This window comes from Paenibacillus oralis, from assembly GCF_003863965.1.
Classification (GTDB): Bacteria; Bacillota; Bacilli; order Paenibacillales; family Paenibacillaceae; genus Fontibacillus; species Fontibacillus oralis.
The window spans coordinates 4653643-4670637 of the sequence record NZ_RRCN01000001.1; the positions used below are offsets into that span (position 1 = coordinate 4653643).

Genomic DNA, 16995 nt, shown 5'->3' on the forward strand with positions numbered 1-16995 from the left:
GAATATAGGAGGCTAAATCATGGAATTCAAAGGCATTATTCCCGCCATGCTGACTCCTTTGACGGAAGAGCAGCAAGTGAATGAACAGGTTGCTCGCCAGCTCACGCGGCGGATGATCGATGCAGGTGTTAACGGTGTGTTTGCACTCGGAACGAACGGGGAGTTTCATCTGTTGGATGAACAGGAGAAACTGAAGCTGGCTCAAATCGTTGTGGATGAGGTGAACGGCACGGTTCCCGTCATCATGGGCAGTGGAGGGAACGCAACCGCGGACGTCATTGGACTATCGAAGAAAATGGAAGAGCTTGGCGCAGATGCCTTGTCGGTCATTACCCCGTTTTTTATTGCTCCTTCACAGGAGGAGTTGTACGTCCATTTTGCCAAAATCGCCGAATCTACTGCGCTGCCGGTACTCCTGTACAACATTCCTTCACGCACAGGCGTTCATTTGGAAGCGGATACGGTGGCGCGGCTGGCCAAAATCCCCAACGTTGTCGCCATTAAAGACAGCAGCGGCAAGTTTGAGAACATTCAGCAGTATATTCAGGCCACGCAAGGCGAAGATTTTTCCGTGCTGGCAGGCACCGATTCCCTGATTCTGCAGACGTTAAACGCCGGAGGAAGCGGAGCGGTGGCGGCTACGGCCAACATGCTGCCTGAGGTCGTCGTGTCCATTTACCAGAACTGGCTCAAGGGGGATCTCGAAGCAGCGCAGAAGGCCCAGGACCTGCTGAATCCGCTGCGCGATACGTTCAAATACGGCACCTTGCCGTCCGTGCTGAAGAAAGCGGTGGAATTGTCCGGCATTCCTGTCGGTCCGCCGAAACTGCCGGTCAGCGAGCTGTCCGGCGAGGCCCTGGCGATTGTACAGGAGATGGTCAGCAGCTACAAGCTGAGATAAACATTAGAGACAGATCATGGGAAGGAGAGTTAACGATGCAGGTATTGTATCAGTTTCAGACAGCAGCCAAAATCATCGCCGGCAGAGATAGCCTTTACACTTTGGGCGAGCATTTGGACTCAGTGGCTGCCGGAATCCGCAGCGCTTTGGTTGTGACGCAGCCGTTTATCCAAAGCTCCGGTATTCTGGACGGCTTGCTAAATCAGCTCATGGAGAAGGGAATTCAGGCGCAGGTGACGCTGGATGTTTTGCCGGAGCCAACGCTGGAAAACATTGAAGAGGTATATAGAGACACGCTGGGAGCGGCGGGCGCAAGCGTGGATGTCATTATCGGCATCGGCGGCGGCAGCGTGCTGGACGCGGCCAAAATATTGTCCGTGCTGCCGGCCAACGGCGGATTTATCCGCAGCTTCCTGGGCACGAACCTGATCAAACAGGCGGGCATTCCAACAGTGCTCATCCCTACGACATCGGGAACCGGCGCCGAGGTGACTCCAAATGCGATTGTGACGATTCCGGAGGAAGAGTTGAAGATTGGTGTGGTCAGCCCCTATCTGCTGCCGCAGCTTGTCATCCTTGATCCGATGGTGACGCTTGGTCTGCCGCAGGCGGTAACCGCCGCCACCGGTATGGACGCCTTTACGCATTCGCTTGAATCCTTTATTTCCAACAAGGCGAATCCGATCAGCGATATGTTTGCACTGGAGTCGATCCGCCTTATCGCCTCCAGCATTCTTGAGGCATACCATCACGGTTCATCCATTGAGGCAAGAGAGAACATGCTGCTTGGCTCGATGTACGGCGGCATGGCGCTGACCAGCGCCGGAACGGCTGCGGTGCATGCTCTGGCCTATCCGCTTGGCGGCAAATTCAAGATTGCCCACGGGGTGGCGAATTCCATGCTGCTGCCGCATGTGATGGAATTCAACATGGACGCGGCGGCTCCCCGCCTGAGAATCGCCGGGGCGGCGATGGGCCTGGATGTGAACGGGCTGTCCGAACAGCAAGCCGCGGAGGCCGTCATCCGGCGCATTGCCGAGTGGACGCAGGAGCTGAACATCCCGCAAAATCTGCAGCAGTACGGCGTATCCGAGGAAGATGTCGAGGAGCTGTCATTCTCCGCAGCGAAGGTTACCCGGCTGCTGAACAACAATCCGAAGCCGGTCAGCGTGGAAGACATGAAAGTGATCTACCGCAAGCTGCTCCCGCAAAGCTCCTGAAGGTGATGGCATGAGGATAGCAGTCATTGCCGACGACCTGACTGGCGCCAGTGATTGCGGGGGACAGCTCGTCCATTACGGCCTGCAGGTGTCGGTCGTCCTGGGGCGGCGGGAGCCAAATCCGCTTCCGAACGAAGCGGTGATCCTGAATACGGACAGCAGGTCCCTGTCCGGGGAAGAAGCCTACCGGACGGTTCAGGAAGCATGCCGGCAAATCCGCAATGAGCCCTTTGACGTGCTGTACAAAAAAATGGATTCCACCATGCGCGGGAACGTGGGGCAGGAGATCAACGCGGTATATGACGTGTTTGAGCCGGATTTTGTCATCATTGCTCCGGCTTATATCGGGAATGGACGGCAGGTGATCGACGGGATTCATTATGTGAACGGCATAAAGCTGCATGAAACGGAAGCTGCTCATGATCCCAAGACGCCGGTGCAGGAATCGCGCCTGGTCAAGCTGATCGGCGATCAGGCGCAGCGGAAGGTGGGACATCTGTCCAGAGCCGATCTGGAGCAGGGAACGGAGCATATCGCGGCCCGGATGGCTGCGTTCAAGGAACAGCAGATTGCCTATATCGTCGCGGATTCCACAACGGAAGCCCACATGGAGGCGATCGTGAAGCATATCACGCCGCTATCCTATTCGGTCATTTGGGCCGGCTCATCCGGGCTGATCCGGTATCTGCCCCAGGCCTACGGCTTGTCCCGCGTGCATACCGGGGAGGTCCTGCCGAGATCGGAAAAGCCTGTCCTGCTGGTGGTCGGCAGCGTAAGCCCGGCCGGCCGCAGACAGCTGGAGCGGGTGCTGCAGGTGACCGGGGTGACGGGCATCGAAATGGACGCAGTTCGGGTGATCAGCGGCGAAGCAGACATGGAGGCCGAAATGGAGAGGCTGCGGCGGCTGGCGGATGATGCCTTGGGAAAAAACAGGCATGTGGTGTTATTTTCGTCGGATAAAGTGGAGGAAACAAGAAGGGCCGGGCAGCGCTTCGGCTTTGGCCCAGTGGAGATCAGCAACCGGATCTCGATGGCGCTGGGGAAATGCGCCGCAGAGCTGGTGACTAGACACGGCCTGCAGCATCTGTTCCTGACCGGAGGAGACACGGCGCATCAGGTATTCCAAAGGCTGAACCTGCATGAATTCCGGCTGCTGTCGGAGGTGGAGAACGGCATACCGCTTGGTAAACTTTCCGGAGAACAAGATATTTTCGCAGTCACCAAGGCGGGCAACTTCGGCTCGGAAGCTGTAATGGAGAAAGCGGTGCTGAAACTGCAAGGAGGGGCATTATGAAACCAATTATCGGGATTACGATGGGCGACGCGGCGGGCGTCGGACCGGAGATTATCGTAAAGGCGTTAGGACATCGGGAAGTGTATGAGCAGTGCCGGCCGGTTGTGCTCGGGGACGCCAAGATCATGAAAAGGGCCTTGGATGTGACGGGCTCTGATCTGGTGCTGGGCCCCGTGCATTCCATTCAGGAATGCCGGTTTGAGCCGGGAACGATCGATTGTCTGGATCAGAACCTGCTGCCGGAGGATTTGCCCTTCGGCCAGCTTTCGGCGGCTGCGGGAGATGCGGCGTTCCAGTTCCTGAAGCGGTCGGTCGAGTTGGCCAAAGAAGGGGAGATCCAAGCGATCTGTACAGCTCCGCTGAACAAAGAAGCCCTGCATATGGGCGGCCACCGCTATCCTGGGCATACGGAGATTTTGGCGGATTTGACCGGGACGGAAGACTATTCCATGATGCTGTCCTCGCCCAAGCTGAAGGTGATTCATCTGACGACACATCAGGGGCTGATTGAAGCCATTCAGTCCATCACACCGGAACGGACTTATAAGGTGATCGCACTGGCTGATGAAACGCTCAAGCGCGCCGGATACGCGAACCCGCACATCGCCGTCTGCGGCATTAACCCTCATGCGGGCGAGAAGGGGCTGTTCGGCAACGGCGAAGAGGAAGCCCAGCTTGTACCGGGCATCGAAAAAGCGCGGGCGGAAGGCATTCATGTGGAAGGCCCGCTGCCGGGAGATACGGTGTTTTTCCGGGCCGTACGCGGAGATTTCGATATCGTGGTGGCCTGCTACCATGACCAGGGTCATATTCCGATCAAGGTGCTGGGCCTGGAGGAAGGCGTGAACATTACGGTGGGCCTGAAAGGCGGCGTTATCCGCACCTCGGTGGACCATGGGACAGCGTTCGATATTGCCGGGCAGAACAAGGCGGATGAAGCAAGCCTGCTGGCCGCCATCCGTTCCGCTGCCGAGCTGGCGCCAAAGCGTTTATAAGCTGAGATAAAGGAGGCAAATCAGGATGAAAGTAGTTTCCACATCGCCGTCGTTCGGCAAATATTCGGATGAACCGTTCCGATACCTGGAGCAGCATGGCCTTGAATTGGTCCATCTGCCTGCTGATATCGGGGAAGAGGATTTTATCAGGGAGGCTCAGGGTGCAGCCGCGGCTATCGTTGCTTTTAATGCGATTAACGGACATGTGCTTGACCGGATTCCGAGCCTGAAAATTGTATGCAAGCACGGCGTAGGCGTCGATAACATCGATCTGGAAGCGGCCAAGGAACGCCAGGTTTGGGTGACCAACGTTCCAAACGCGAATAAACATGCAGTCGCGGATTTTGCTTTCGGGCTGATGCTGGCGCTTGCCAGGCAGATTCCGGCGGCTGACAAGGGCACCAAGGCAGGTGAGTGGCCGAAAATTTTCGGTACGGACGTTTACGGCAAGACGCTTGGCATCATCGGACTGGGCAGCATCGGGAAAGAGGTGGCGCGCAGGGCGGGCGGATTCGATATGAGCCTGCTTGCGTATGATCCGTACCCTGACCATAAGTTTGCGGAGCAGTGGAAGGTGCGTCTGGTCGGGCTGGAAGAGCTGCTAAGAGAAAGCGACTTCATTACGCTGCATATGCCGCTGATCGAACAGACACGAAATTTAATTGGAGCCGATCAATTCTCTATGATGAAAGAAAGCGCCTTCCTGGTAAACGCATCCAGAGGCGGCATCGTCAATGAGGAGGGGCTGTATCAGGCTTTGAAAGAGAAAAGGATCGCAGGCGCCGCGCTGGACGTATTCGAGCAGGAACCGCTGACCGGGCACCCGCTGTTCGCGCTGCCGAACTTTATCGCTGCACCGCATATCGCAGGGTATACGGATGGCGCGGTGAACACGCTTGGCATGACCTGTGTCCGCAATATTGTAGACGTAATCGTCCATGAGAAGGCACCGCAGCACGTGGTGAACGGGCTGTAATTATTTTTAACATTGTATCCCGACTTGGGAACAGGGAGGCTAGACAAAATGCAAGCTAATGAACTGACAACCGCCACTGAATCAAAACCTGTCCGCAAAAAGTCAAAAGTCCGCTGGGTTATTGCCTTACTGATGTGGGCGGCGATTGCCATTAACTATATTGACCGAACGGTGCTTTCGGCTGCCGCTCCATTTTTGACGGATGAATTCTCGTTAAGCGAAGCGCAAATGGGCATTATCCTGTCCGGCTTCTTCTGGTCCTATGCGCTGCTGCAGATTCCGGCCGGCTGGTTTGCCGACCGTTTCGGACAAAAGAAGACGCTTGGCTTCGCCGTCATCTGGTGGTCGCTGGCTACGGCGGTGACCGGACTTGCGACAGGCTTCAAGTCACTGCTCGGCTTCCGGGTCGCCTTGGGCGTCGGGGAAGCGGCGGCTTATCCGAGCAATGCGGGAATAGCGTCCAAATGGTTCCCGGACAAGGAAAGAGCGACCGTATCCGGTATTTTTGACAGCGGTTCCAAGTTTGGCGGGGCCATTGCCATGCCGCTGATCGTCTGGCTCATCGCCATGTACGGCTGGAAAATGACCTTTGTCATTATCGGTGTGCTCGGCGTCATATGGGGCATCATCTGGCTCCTCTATTTCAAGGAAACCCCGGAGGAGCATAAGGGAGTCAATGAAGCGGAGCTGCAGCACATCCGCGAGGGCCAGACCAAGAAAGAGGGCACTGACAGCAAGCAGCCGATGAAATGGTATCATTTGCTGAAGCACAGAAATATTTGGGCCATGTGTATCGGGTTCTTTATGATTAACTACAACTCCTATTTCTTCATTACATGGCTTCCTACGTATCTGGTCAAGGAACGGGGCATGAATCTGATCGAAATGGGGTTCGTAGCCTCACTGCCGCTGCTGTGTGCGATGGTTGTCGAGGTGGCCGCAGGCTGGTTATCCGACCGGATTTACTCGAGCGGAAAGCTATCCTTGACCGCAACACGCAAGCTCTTTCTGGTTATTGGCCTCCTAATGGCGGCCTGCATCGGTTTTGCTGCTTTTGCCGAGTCTGCCGTTCTCGCCGTGGTGCTGCTGTGTATCGCCAAGTCCGGCACAACGGTGGCTGCATCCCAGGTATGGGCGCTTCCGGGCGATGTGGCTCCGAAGAACATGACATCCGTTGTAGCGGGGATGCAAAACTCCGTCTCCAACATGGGCGGTGTCGTTGGTCCGATCATTACCGGTTTCATCGTAGCCAGCACAGGCTCCTTCGTACCGGCGCTGATTTTCTCCGCGGTACTGATCGTAATTGCGATTGTGAACTATCTGTTCCTGATGAAAAAGGTAGAGCCGATTCAAGTGAAAAATGCCTAATTTGGAATACTGATCCAAGCCAAAAGCGCAGAAGGGGCAGCCCGCTGCGCTTTTCTTGTTTCGCCCTAAATCGATTCCCGCACCTTTCCGGACCCATGCGCAGCGGTGGTGTCGCGGTATTGTCCCGGCGTCATGCCCTCCACTTTGCGGAATGAACGGATGAAGTTCTGCGAGTTGTTGTACCGGAGCTTCGCCGCGATATCTTTGACCGGCATATCCGTTTCCCTCAGCCACTTTTTGGCCATTTTGAACCGGTACATCGTAAGATATTCACTAAAAGAGTACTGCGTCTCCTTGCGGAAAATACTGCTGATGTAGTTCGCGTTGTAATGCAGGCGCGAGGCGCATTCCTCCAAGGTCAAGTCGGTGTCGTAATGATGCTGGATCATATCGATGATTTTTTCCGAAATATTGTGATACTGCGCGTTTTGCCTGCTGTTGAAAATTTTGATCAGCGGATGGATGACCGTGGTCCAGAACCAGTCCTCGATTTCCGCTTTGGTGTGAAGGTCAAGCATTTCCTCAAACAACGAGCTGTTTGCATAATGAATCTGCTGCAGGGAAATCCCCGATTCCTGCATCATAATCAGCAAATTGTTCAGCAAGCGAGTCAGCGGAATTTGATACTCATGTGGCGATAACTCCTGAGCGAACAAGGACTTAAAAAGCAAGCCGGTAAGTTCCTTCGCTCTGCCCGGTTCGGCCAGCTTGATCGCGTCCATCAGGTCGTTTTCTTTGTGAGTCGGGTAGTTCAAATTCAGCACATGTTTGCCGGAGTTGATGTTCTCGTATTGGATAATCACTCCGGTGCCCAGTTTTATCCGGTATTTCAGCGCTTCGATCCCTTCCCGGTAGGCGAGTGAAATTTTGTGAATGGATTGGAAAGGCAAGCTTAGACCGATGCTGACCTGCAATTTCAGGCACTGGCCGATTTCATGCTGCAGTTGTTCAGTCAAGGCATAAACGATCCGGTGAAAGGTTCCGGCATTTCCGTCCGCGCTTCCGATCAAAGTGACGATGGTTTGGTCCATCATGACGGGAGCGAACCTGCTATGGGGTTCCACCAGTTCCTCAATCATATTTTGCGCGGCGAACAGCAGCAGATTGAGATCCTTCTTCTCGTAGGCCGAATCGTCCGAATAATCGATCGCCAGCGTGACGACTGCCATCGTTTGCCATTCCTCGATATGATCTTTGTAACCGTACTGTTCGAGTTTTTCCAGAAGCTCGCGTTTTTTGTATTTCCCCTGGAAAGCTTGAATCAAGGAAAAGGTGCGAACCTGTCTGATGTGCTGGCGAATCTCCGTTTCGAGCCGGGATTTCGACTGAAATAATTGGTGGAACTCTTCGCCGATCATTTCGAACTCGCTGGTATGCCTCTGGCGGACCTCGGTCTTTCGCCGGCCCATCTGGTTAAGGAGCCGTTCGATCGGCGAATACATCCGGCGCGAACCAAACCAGGCCAGTAAGATGGACAGGATGAGCATGAGCAGGCACACATAAAAGGTAAACTGCCCGATTTTGCCCGCTTCCTTGGTCAAACTCCCGATTGAGGTCACCGACAGGTATACCCAGCCGTTTAATTGGGAGCGCAAATAAGTGACGGAAAAATCCTTTTTGCCGATCAAAGTTTGAAATTGCCCGGAAGGCTTGGCCTCGTCCGCAATCAGGGACACATCGGCAAAACCGGTCTCTCCGAGCGGCCTGCCGATGAACGACGGATCGGGATGCATTAAAATCCGCTGATGCTCGTCGATGACGATAATACTGTCCAACGGCTGCACCTCCGTCGTGATGCTGTCCTGCAGGCTGCAAGCGGGAATATTCGCCAGAGCCAGCCCGTATTTGTGCAGCTTGGAGACCGGAAGCTTCTTGATCAGACTGACGCTGTAGCTGCACGGTGCGGAATTGATGTTTTCCTCGCTGTAAAACCACGCCGACGGGGTTAAAATCCACGAGGTACTGTCGGGCGTATCCATCAGCCCTTCGAGCCGCTCGTGATCCTTATACTCGTCCAGCCGGTAGAGCCCCGAATTTTTTACCATCCAATTCTGCTGCATATTGATCAAAACGACGTCTTCCAGCTTCGTATCGAAGGACTGCATGTTGCGGATTTCGTTGCGCAAATCGTTGTATAATTTGAAATCGCTTTCACCCAACGGGTTGTTAAGAGCCCTTCTAAGCACGGTCGAGTTGACCACTTGATTTAAAGTTTGATTGACAGTCGTCAATTTACGTTCTACATTTGAGTTAATTTGTGAAATCAGCTCAATTTTGCTCTGGCTTACATTTTTTTGGATTTCCCGGGTCGAGGTCAAATAGGAAAAGGTACCGATGAACAGCACGGGAAGTGTACTGACAACGATCGTAAAAATCATTAGTTTGCTTAAGAAGCTTAATGGTTTCACCAATATCAGCACCTGACCTTATGTGATGAATTACGGCTATAATCAAGTGTATGATGTTTTACAGATAATTACAATAATCATCTTGTGGGGCAATAATCATTTTGTTTCATTTTCGGATTTTTAAGGGGGAACTACCGAATGTTCAGAAAAATCGGCGGGATAAAAAGCATGTTCTGCACGTTTGCCATTTGCTTGATCGCCGTTTCCGCGCTTGGCGGCTGCATAAACCGGGATGCGAAACGCCCGGCGGCCGGCGAAGACCGTACCTTTATTTCGATTTTGGCGCCGCTGCATTTTCCTCAGCCGCCTTCCAAGGATGTCGTTGCGGAAATCGAGCGGCTAACCGGCGTACAGCTTGACCTTCGCTGGGTACCGGAGGGCGTTTATACCGACAAGATGATGACCGGGCTCACGACCAATTCACTGGCAAAAGTCAGCTTTGTGAAATTTTCCGATTACAATCTGGTCAATAATGCGATTCGTTCGGACGTTTTCTGGGAAATCGGCCCGTTTTTGGAGGAGTTCCCGAACCTCCGCCAGCTTGACCGGAATATTTTTGACCAGACCGCAGTGGACGGAAAAATATACGGATTATATACCGAACGTCCCTCTTCAAGACAAGGGGTCATTCTGCGCAAAGACTGGCTCGACAACCTTCATTTAAAAGAACCGCAGACGCTGGAAGATCTGTATGAGGTGATGAAGCAATTTACATATAACGATCCGGACGGAAACGGGAAGCAGGACACGCTGGGCGTTGTGGACCGCAATGATCTCGTGTACGGCATCTTCAAGACATTAAGTTCTTATTTCGGAACGCCAAACAATTGGAAAATTGAGGACGGTCATGTCATCCCGGAATTTATGACGGACGAATACATGGATACGATGAATTTTATGAAAAAGCTGTACGACGAGAAGCTGATCAATCAGGATTTTCCGCTCACAAGCAAAGAAATTCAGCGCGACAAGTTCATTCGCGGCGAGGCGGGCGTATTTATCGGAAGCATGACCGATGTTCAGCGGCTGTCCATTGAAGCCAGGGCGATCCATCCGGACGCCGAATTTACGCTGGTCAACCGGATCAAAGGTCCGTACGGATACAAGGTATGGTCGATTCCGAATTATAACGGCCTATATTTGTTTTCCAAAAAGGCGATCCCTACGGAGCAAGAGCTGCGGGAAGTGCTTGGCTTTTTTGACCGGACTATGGACAAGGATGTCGCCAATCTGATGATGTACGGATTTGAGGGAAGACACTATTATACGGAAAACGGGAAAGTGGTCCTTCCGGAAGAGACTTCGCAGCTTCGGGTGTACGAGGTGAACCCGCTGTATTCGCTGCTGATTGCCGACATCAGCAACAAAAACATTATGGAGGTCGCCAAAAAAGAACATCTAACCTATATTGCGGATCAGCTCAGTAAGGACAATGAATCGTTTCTGGTCGAGGACCCGACGGTTCAGCTCAGTTCGCCGACCTTTGATGAGAAAAATGCCGAGCTTTCGGTGATCATCACGGATGCCACGTACAACTACATCCTCGGCAACATCGATGCCGAAGGCTTTAAGCAGGAAATCGAACGCTGGAAACTTAGCGGCGGGGAAACGATTATCAAGGAATTCGAGGCTTCCCTTGCAGGTAGGGGAGTAAAATGATTCTGATTTGGTTTAAAAGCTTGTGACGAATGTATGGTTTTTTCTGATTGAAGCCAGATTGTTAGTAGAGCACCAACATTGCAAATATCAAAGGAGGCAAACATGATGAAAATTATTGTTACCAGTATATTCGTTCAAGATCAAGACAAGGCATTGGCGTTTTATACAAACACGCTGGGTTTTGTAAAAAAGCAAGACGTTCCCGCCGGAGAATTTAGGTGGATAACACTTGTTTCTCCGGATGATCAAGACGGTACCGAGCTTTTACTCGAACCCAATGACCATCCTGCCGCCAAAGAGTATCAAACGAAGTTAGTTGCCGATGGCATCCCAGTAACCATGTTTGGCGTTGATGATATTCATAATGAGTACAAAAGATTATTGGATAACGGCGTGAAGTTTACAATGGAGCCGACAAAAATGGGCGATGTAACAATAGCTATCTTCGACGATACATGCGGCAACCTTATTCAGATCATTCAGAAGTAAAATAGCCAATAGATTTAGCAAAGACCTTAGCTTCCGCTTGACGGCGGAACTTAAGGTCTTTTACATTATTTCACGTCCTTCGATGACGGCGATTCTGCACCCCTACAGAAAAGGGCATATACCCTTTGCAGCGGCCGTTATAAAGGGGGGGGCGGCAGATCAATACTCGCTGTCCGGACGCATTGCATGATTATCCCGTTTGAACAGGGTAGCAGAGAAACAGACAAGCTCGGGAGAAGAAAATATTTGGTGGAGAAGCAGATCGGTTCGAGATAGTTTAGATGGGCTTAGGAGAAGGAATCAGGTTTAGGGGAGGTGAAACAGACCGGACAAGAGATCAAGACAGGATATCAAGGACAAGACGCGAGGGAAACGAAAAGACCGTAATTTTGCCGTAGGCTGAACGCTTCCATCTGCAGCAACGCCCGCACCGTTCATGCTAACTCACACCAAGCAAGTTGATCCCCATCAAAGCAAGTTGATCCGCATCCAACTAACCCCTACCGTTCAAACGCCATGATCAGGCCGCAGCCGCAAGAGGCTGGTTCGGTTGGCGCGCGATCAGCCGGCGGTAAGGGATCGCCGGAATCGCCACACACATGTGCAGCAACTTCTGCCGCATCGTTTCTTTCGCTCCGGGCAGGTGCAGCCGGCGGCGTCCGGTGTACTCGTTCAGGTACGCCTGAAGATGCTTCAGTCCCAAGGCTATATATGTACTCTTCAGCGATTCCCACACCTCTCTCACTACTTTCCGTAAGGGCACATACAGCCGAAAGGCTAGAGGGAACGACTGCACCGCCGATGTACGGACGTCCACATGCCCGTTGATGAACGCGGCGAGTTCGTGACGGTTTGCCCTTTGTCCGTCTCCTCTCTTGTGCGGTACCAGCCGGATTTTGACCTACTCCGGCTCGCCCGACTCCGTGACTGTGCACCCCGCTACGACCGCTGAGGCATACGGATGCGAAAACTGACACCGGGACGGGTTACGCCCATACTGATTGCTGTTCACCTTCACGTCTCCGCAGAGTAGCTCCCGGGCATCGAATTCCCCGACAGCATAGCGTATTTTGTGCAGCATCAACCAGGCGGTTTTGTAGGTGACCCGGATCACCTGGCTCAGTCGTCTCGCCGAGATGCCGTCCTCAAGCAGGAATAAATCCAGGGCCTCGAACCACTTGAGCAGGGGCAGATGCATTCCTTTAAAAATCGTACCAACCAAAGCCGACGTTTGATGCTTGCACTTTGCGCACTCAAACAAGGAGATATGCCGGGAGGTCAGACGGCTGCACCGGGTGTGAGCACAGCGCGGGCAGACGAAGCCGCTTGGCCACTCTTCATCGCGATCAGCGCCTCCATGCAGGCCTGCTCGCTGTTATAACGGCTGGTGAATGGTTGATGTTCCGTTCCCGCATTGACCTCCATGTTTGCTCGCCCCCGAATCAAGAACTTAGGAACGTGCGTTCGATTTATCCCATTATACCAAACGTACGTTCCTATTACGAACTGAAAATCTCACCTTAACCGCCTCATTTGTTCCTCATCTCTTATTCTTCTCTTTTTTGGAACCCTTGCCTAGCCCCCACCCCCTGCTCCCTGAGCGAATGGGATAATCGTGCAAAGGCTGCAGGCAGGGGCACCAAGGCAAGGGCGGCACCAAGACACGAACCTGACACGAACTGCCCGGTTTAGAGATCATGTCACCGGCACGCCAAAAAAAGCTGGGAAGACACTGTCCGCCTCTGATTCAGCGTCAACTCCGGCAATGGATTGCTGCTTTACCCAGCTAAATCAAGGGCACTAAGACCTTTACGCTGGTTTTTGGCACCAGCCCGAGAAAACCATCATTGTAATGCTCGAATCAGTGTCAAACCGGCGGGGACAGCAATCAATCCTTAAAAAGCATTTCTCTCGATTATTCTGTAAAAAATGAGGGCGCTTATGCTGAGGGAACTTCCTTGGTATGCGCCCTTTTCATTTTATTTCGTTCATCACCACGATAATCATTATTTCAGATATGCCCTGTGCGGCGGCCATTATGAGGAAATGATTGTTTCCGGAATGCTCCGGCGGAATGTACTGTGAAGTTGTAACCAATACATTCCATTGGACATTGGAGGTCAAAACGGTATGAAGAAAAAGTCTTTCACCCTATTGTTAACCGCACTCTTATCGCTTAGCGTCATGCTGGCCGGTTGTGGAAGCGGTAACAATGGAGGCGGCGCAGCCGCGACAGAGCCCGGTTCATCCACTGCGGCGAACGGACAGAACAAATCGGCAGGGTCGGACAAACCGACGGAAATCACGATCATGCTTCCATTAAATACATCCGAGACCCCTCCGGACACGATCAAAACCGAACTCGAGAAACTGACGAACACGAAGCTGACGTATCAGTTTTTCCCGGCGGACACTTATGAGGAAAAGCTGAATACCGCGTTTGCGACAGGCTCTTTGCCGCAAGTGACTTATCTCAAAAACCAGACTACGTTTATTCAAATGAAAGAGGCGATCAAGGACGGGCAGTTCTGGGAAATCGGCCCTTATTTGAGCGAATTCCCGAATCTGAACAAATTGAAGCCGGAAATTCTTGACAACACGAAAGTGGACGGCAAGCTGTATTCGCTTTACATCGGCAGACCGCTTGCCCGCCAAGGCATCATTTACCGCAAGGACTGGGCGGACAAATTGGGGCTTACCGCACCGGCCAATGTGGATGAATTGTTCGAAATGGCGAAGGCGTTCAGCGAACAAGACCCGGACGGAAACGGCCAAAAGGACACGACAGGGATTGTCGACCGGAACGAACTGGTTTACGGGGCCTTCAAAACGGTATCCTCCTGGTTCGGCACGCCGAACAACTGGGGCGAGAAGGACGGCCAGCTCCAGCCGGAGTTTATGTTCCCGCAGTATATCGATACGATGGACTTTTTCAAAAAGCTTCGTGACAACGGTTACATCAACCAGGATTTTGCAGCCACGAGCAAAACCGATGCCGTCAATATGTTCACCAGCGGCAAGGCCGGACTTTATATCGGCGGGTCCATGCAGGATATCGATTCGATCCACAAGGATTTGATCAAAAACGTTCCGGATGCCGTGCTGGACACGCATAGCATGGTTGCCGGACCGGACGGGAAATTCGCCCAATGGATGATTCCGGGTTATAACAATATCGTCCTGTTCCCGAAATCCTCGGTGCAAGATGAAGCGGAGCTCAAGAAGATTTTGGCGTTCTTTGACAAGATGATGACGCCTGAAGTGGCCAATTTGATGTACTGGGGCATCGAAGGCACGCATTATACGGTAGTGGAAGGAAAAGCGCAAGCCGCGGAAAACAAGGAATTGATCGAACGCGAAGTGAAGCCGTTCAAGGACAGCGTTATCGGCGAGTTCGAAACGAACGGCATGTACGAAAGCTACAATACGCTGCCGGGGCGGATTCATGCCGAGGAATTGATCAAGGAAAATGTAAAGGTGGGCGTGCCTGATCCGACGGCGGCTCTCGACTCGCAGACCTATACGAATAAGGGAGTAGAGCTTCAGCAAATCATTACGGACGCCACGTACCAATATATCTATGGTCAAATCGACAAGGCCGGCTTTGAAAAAGCGGTGGAACAATGGAAGAGCCGCGGCGGATCGAAAATCATCGAGGAGTATAACGCTGCCAGATAAAACGTAAGCCGAACAGGTTATGAGGCTGATGTTTCAATAGTTCATCTTATATAGCCTGTTCGGATGAATTAAGAAGCAGAGAGGAAGAGACACATGCAGGAAGCGACCGCTCCGTCCACTGCCGCTCCCAAGATCCAGCCTGACAGCCGAAAAAAAACCGGTGAGCTCAGGAAGCGGCTGTGGAGAAACAAATGGCTGTATATTATGCTGCTGCCGGGAGTGTTATATTTTATCATTTTCAAGTATTTGCCGATGTACGGGCTGATTATTTCTTTTCAGAATTACAAGCCTTATAACGGAATTATGGGCAGCGAATGGGTCGGTATGGAGCATTTCAAGCGGCTGTTTACCGAACCGGACTTCACGAACATTTTGATCAACACGATTGTTTTGTTCGCGCTCAACCTGTTCATTTATTTTCCGGTGCCGATCATCTTAGCGTTGATGTTGAACGAGCTGCGGGGCAACTTCTTCAAAAGGCTGTTTCAGACGCTAGTCTATTTGCCGCACTTCATGTCCTGGGTCATCATCGTTTCGATTACCTATGTCATGGTGACGATGGACGGTGGTATTATCAACGAACTGCTGGTTTATTTCGGATTTGAAAAAATCAACTTTTTGCTGAATCCCAGCTGGTTCAGACCGATGTATATCCTCCAGGTCATTTGGAGGGAAGCGGGTTGGGGAACGATTATTTATCTGGCGGCCATTGCGGCCATCGATCCGGGGCTGTATGAAGCGGCGCGGATCGATGGAGCAGGCAGAATGCGCCAAGTATGGCATATTACGCTTCCGGCGATCCGGGGCGTCATTATCACGCTGTTTATTTTGAAAATCGGTCATGTGCTTGACCTCGGGTTTGAGCACGTCTACTTGCTGCTGAATTCAATGAACCGGCAGGTTGCGGAAATTATCGATACGTACGTATACACCGCCGGCTTGCGGCAGGGGCAGTACAGCTACAGTACGGCGATCGGGTTCTTTAAATCCGTGATCGGCCTGATCATGGTCGTGCTGGTCAACAAAGTAGCCAAGAAAATCGGGGAAGAAGGCGTCTATTAGAGCGAGCGAGCTAACTTTTATAGATGCCGTGGGAGGAGTCTATATGGTAGAAGACAGATCTATAAGCGGCAGAATATACGCCGCCATTAATTTTACGTTGTTGGCCATCGTCGCCCTCATAACAGTGCTTCCCTTCATCCATGTCGTGGCCGGTTCGTTCACGACCAACGCGGAGCTGGCGGCCAATAAATTTGTGCTGATCCCGAAGGTATGGAGCCTGGAAGCTTACAAATTCATTTTTTCGACGAATACGATCTTCAAAGCGATGGGCGTTTCGGTCGGCGTTACTTTGATCGGTACGCTGTTCAGTATGCTGCTGACGGCGCTGATGGCTTATGCGCTGGCCCGCAAAGATCTCGACGGCCGCAAAACGATCAATTTTCTCGTTGTATTTACAATGTTGTTTAACGGCGGTTTGATCCCTACGTTTCTGGTCGTGAAGGAGCTTGGGATGATCGATACGTATGCTTCGCTCATCGTTCCGTCGGCCATCAGTGCCTTTAATATGATTATTTTGAAAAACTTTTTTCAGAACATTCCGGAAGGTCTGGAGGAATCCGCGCGAATCGACGGCTGCAGCGACTTTGGTATCCTGTTCAAAATCGTATTGCCGCTGTCGATGCCCGCGATTGCGACGATTTCCCTGTTTTATGCGGTGACGTACTGGAATACGTACATGTCGGCAATTTTGTACCTGAATGACAGCGTGAAATGGCCGATCCAGGTGCTTCTCCGGCAAATCGTCGTGCTGGCGAGCGGGCTCGATCACAGTTCCACCTTGGACGGTACGGTGCCGCCTCCGGATCAAACGATCAAGATGGCGGTCATCGTGGTCGCCACGGTGCCGATTCTGCTCGTTTACCCGTTTTTGCAGAAGCATTTCGCCAAAGGGGCCATGCTCGGCTCGATCAAAGGTTAGTTTGAAATCCATTTGGAAGGAGCTTG

The 16995-nt window shown here is 52.3% G+C and carries 14 protein-coding genes and 1 pseudogene; 11 read left to right on the plus strand and 4 right to left on the minus strand.

Annotated elements, in window-relative coordinates; all coding sequences use genetic code 11:
• Positions 1-19: 19 nt before the first annotated feature.
• The 6 genes from dapA to EHV15_RS20730 are packed head-to-tail and all read left to right on the plus strand — an operon-like array spanning position 20 to position 6754.
• Positions 20-901, plus strand: coding sequence for a 4-hydroxy-tetrahydrodipicolinate synthase (gene dapA, locus EHV15_RS20705; RefSeq protein WP_128632871.1), 882 nt, complete (start codon positions 20-22; stop codon positions 899-901).
• A gap of 35 nt (positions 902-936) precedes the next feature.
• Positions 937-2121: an iron-containing alcohol dehydrogenase gene (locus tag EHV15_RS20710; protein ID WP_128632872.1), complete on the plus strand. Its 1185-nt coding sequence runs from the start codon at positions 937-939 to the stop codon at positions 2119-2121.
• Positions 2122-2131: 10 nt separating this feature from the next.
• Complete coding sequence (locus EHV15_RS20715) at positions 2132-3415, plus strand: four-carbon acid sugar kinase family protein (RefSeq protein WP_128632873.1); 1284 nt, start codon at positions 2132-2134, stop codon at positions 3413-3415.
• A complete protein-coding gene (gene pdxA / locus EHV15_RS20720) occupies positions 3412-4410 on the plus strand; it encodes a 4-hydroxythreonine-4-phosphate dehydrogenase PdxA (RefSeq protein WP_128632874.1) in 999 nt (332 codons plus the stop codon). Before EHV15_RS20715 ends, pdxA begins: the two co-directional genes overlap by 4 nt.
• A gap of 25 nt (positions 4411-4435) precedes the next feature.
• Positions 4436-5386 (plus strand): phosphoglycerate dehydrogenase, encoded by a 951-nt coding sequence (locus EHV15_RS20725; protein ID WP_128632875.1) that lies wholly within the window; start codon positions 4436-4438, stop codon positions 5384-5386.
• Positions 5387-5434: 48 nt separating this feature from the next.
• Positions 5435-6754 (plus strand): MFS transporter, encoded by a 1320-nt coding sequence (locus EHV15_RS20730; RefSeq protein ID WP_128632876.1) that lies wholly within the window; start codon positions 5435-5437, stop codon positions 6752-6754.
• A gap of 65 nt (positions 6755-6819) precedes the next feature.
• Here the strand turns inward: EHV15_RS20730 and EHV15_RS20735 are convergent, their stop codons facing one another.
• Positions 6820-9162 (minus strand): helix-turn-helix domain-containing protein, encoded by a 2343-nt coding sequence (locus EHV15_RS20735; RefSeq protein WP_128632877.1) that lies wholly within the window; start codon positions 9160-9162, stop codon positions 6820-6822.
• A 138-nt stretch (positions 9163-9300) separates the two neighbouring features.
• On the opposite strand from EHV15_RS20735, the gene EHV15_RS20740 reads away from it, so the two are divergent.
• Positions 9301-10821, plus strand: a complete 1521-nt coding sequence (locus EHV15_RS20740) for an extracellular solute-binding protein (protein ID WP_246061709.1) — start codon at positions 9301-9303, stop codon at positions 10819-10821.
• A gap of 105 nt (positions 10822-10926) precedes the next feature.
• Complete coding sequence (locus EHV15_RS20745; protein WP_128635451.1) at positions 10927-11310, plus strand: VOC family protein; 384 nt, start codon at positions 10927-10929, stop codon at positions 11308-11310.
• Positions 11311-11830: 520 nt separating this feature from the next.
• On the opposite strand, the gene EHV15_RS37465 is transcribed toward EHV15_RS20745, so the two are convergent.
• The 3 genes and pseudogenes from EHV15_RS37465 to EHV15_RS37475 all read right to left on the minus strand — a co-directional run.
• Positions 11831-12127 carry a hypothetical protein gene (locus tag EHV15_RS37465; RefSeq protein WP_246061710.1) on the minus strand — a complete coding sequence of 99 codons (297 nt, stop codon included), beginning with the start codon at positions 12125-12127 and terminating at the stop codon, positions 11831-11833.
• Between the two features lie 84 nt (positions 12128-12211).
• A complete protein-coding gene (locus EHV15_RS37470) occupies positions 12212-12508 on the minus strand; it encodes a hypothetical protein (protein ID WP_246061711.1) in 297 nt (98 codons plus the stop codon).
• 78 nt (positions 12509-12586) lie between these two features.
• Positions 12587-12673: pseudogene (locus tag EHV15_RS37475) on the minus strand (hypothetical protein); the annotation flags it as partial.
• Positions 12674-13440: 767 nt separating this feature from the next.
• On the opposite strand from EHV15_RS37475, the gene EHV15_RS20755 reads away from it, so the two are divergent.
• The 3 genes from EHV15_RS20755 (at position 13441) to EHV15_RS20765 (ending at position 16969) form a co-directional block, all read left to right on the plus strand.
• A complete protein-coding gene (locus EHV15_RS20755; protein WP_128632878.1) occupies positions 13441-14988 on the plus strand; it encodes an extracellular solute-binding protein in 1548 nt (515 codons plus the stop codon).
• Between the two features lie 93 nt (positions 14989-15081).
• The gene (locus EHV15_RS20760; RefSeq protein WP_128632879.1) at positions 15082-16050 is read left to right on the plus strand and encodes an ABC transporter permease; all 969 of its coding nucleotides are present in this window, start codon (positions 15082-15084) and stop codon (positions 16048-16050) included.
• 43 nt (positions 16051-16093) lie between these two features.
• A complete protein-coding gene (locus EHV15_RS20765; protein WP_128632880.1) occupies positions 16094-16969 on the plus strand; it encodes a carbohydrate ABC transporter permease in 876 nt (291 codons plus the stop codon).
• Positions 16970-16995: the final 26 nt, after the last annotated feature.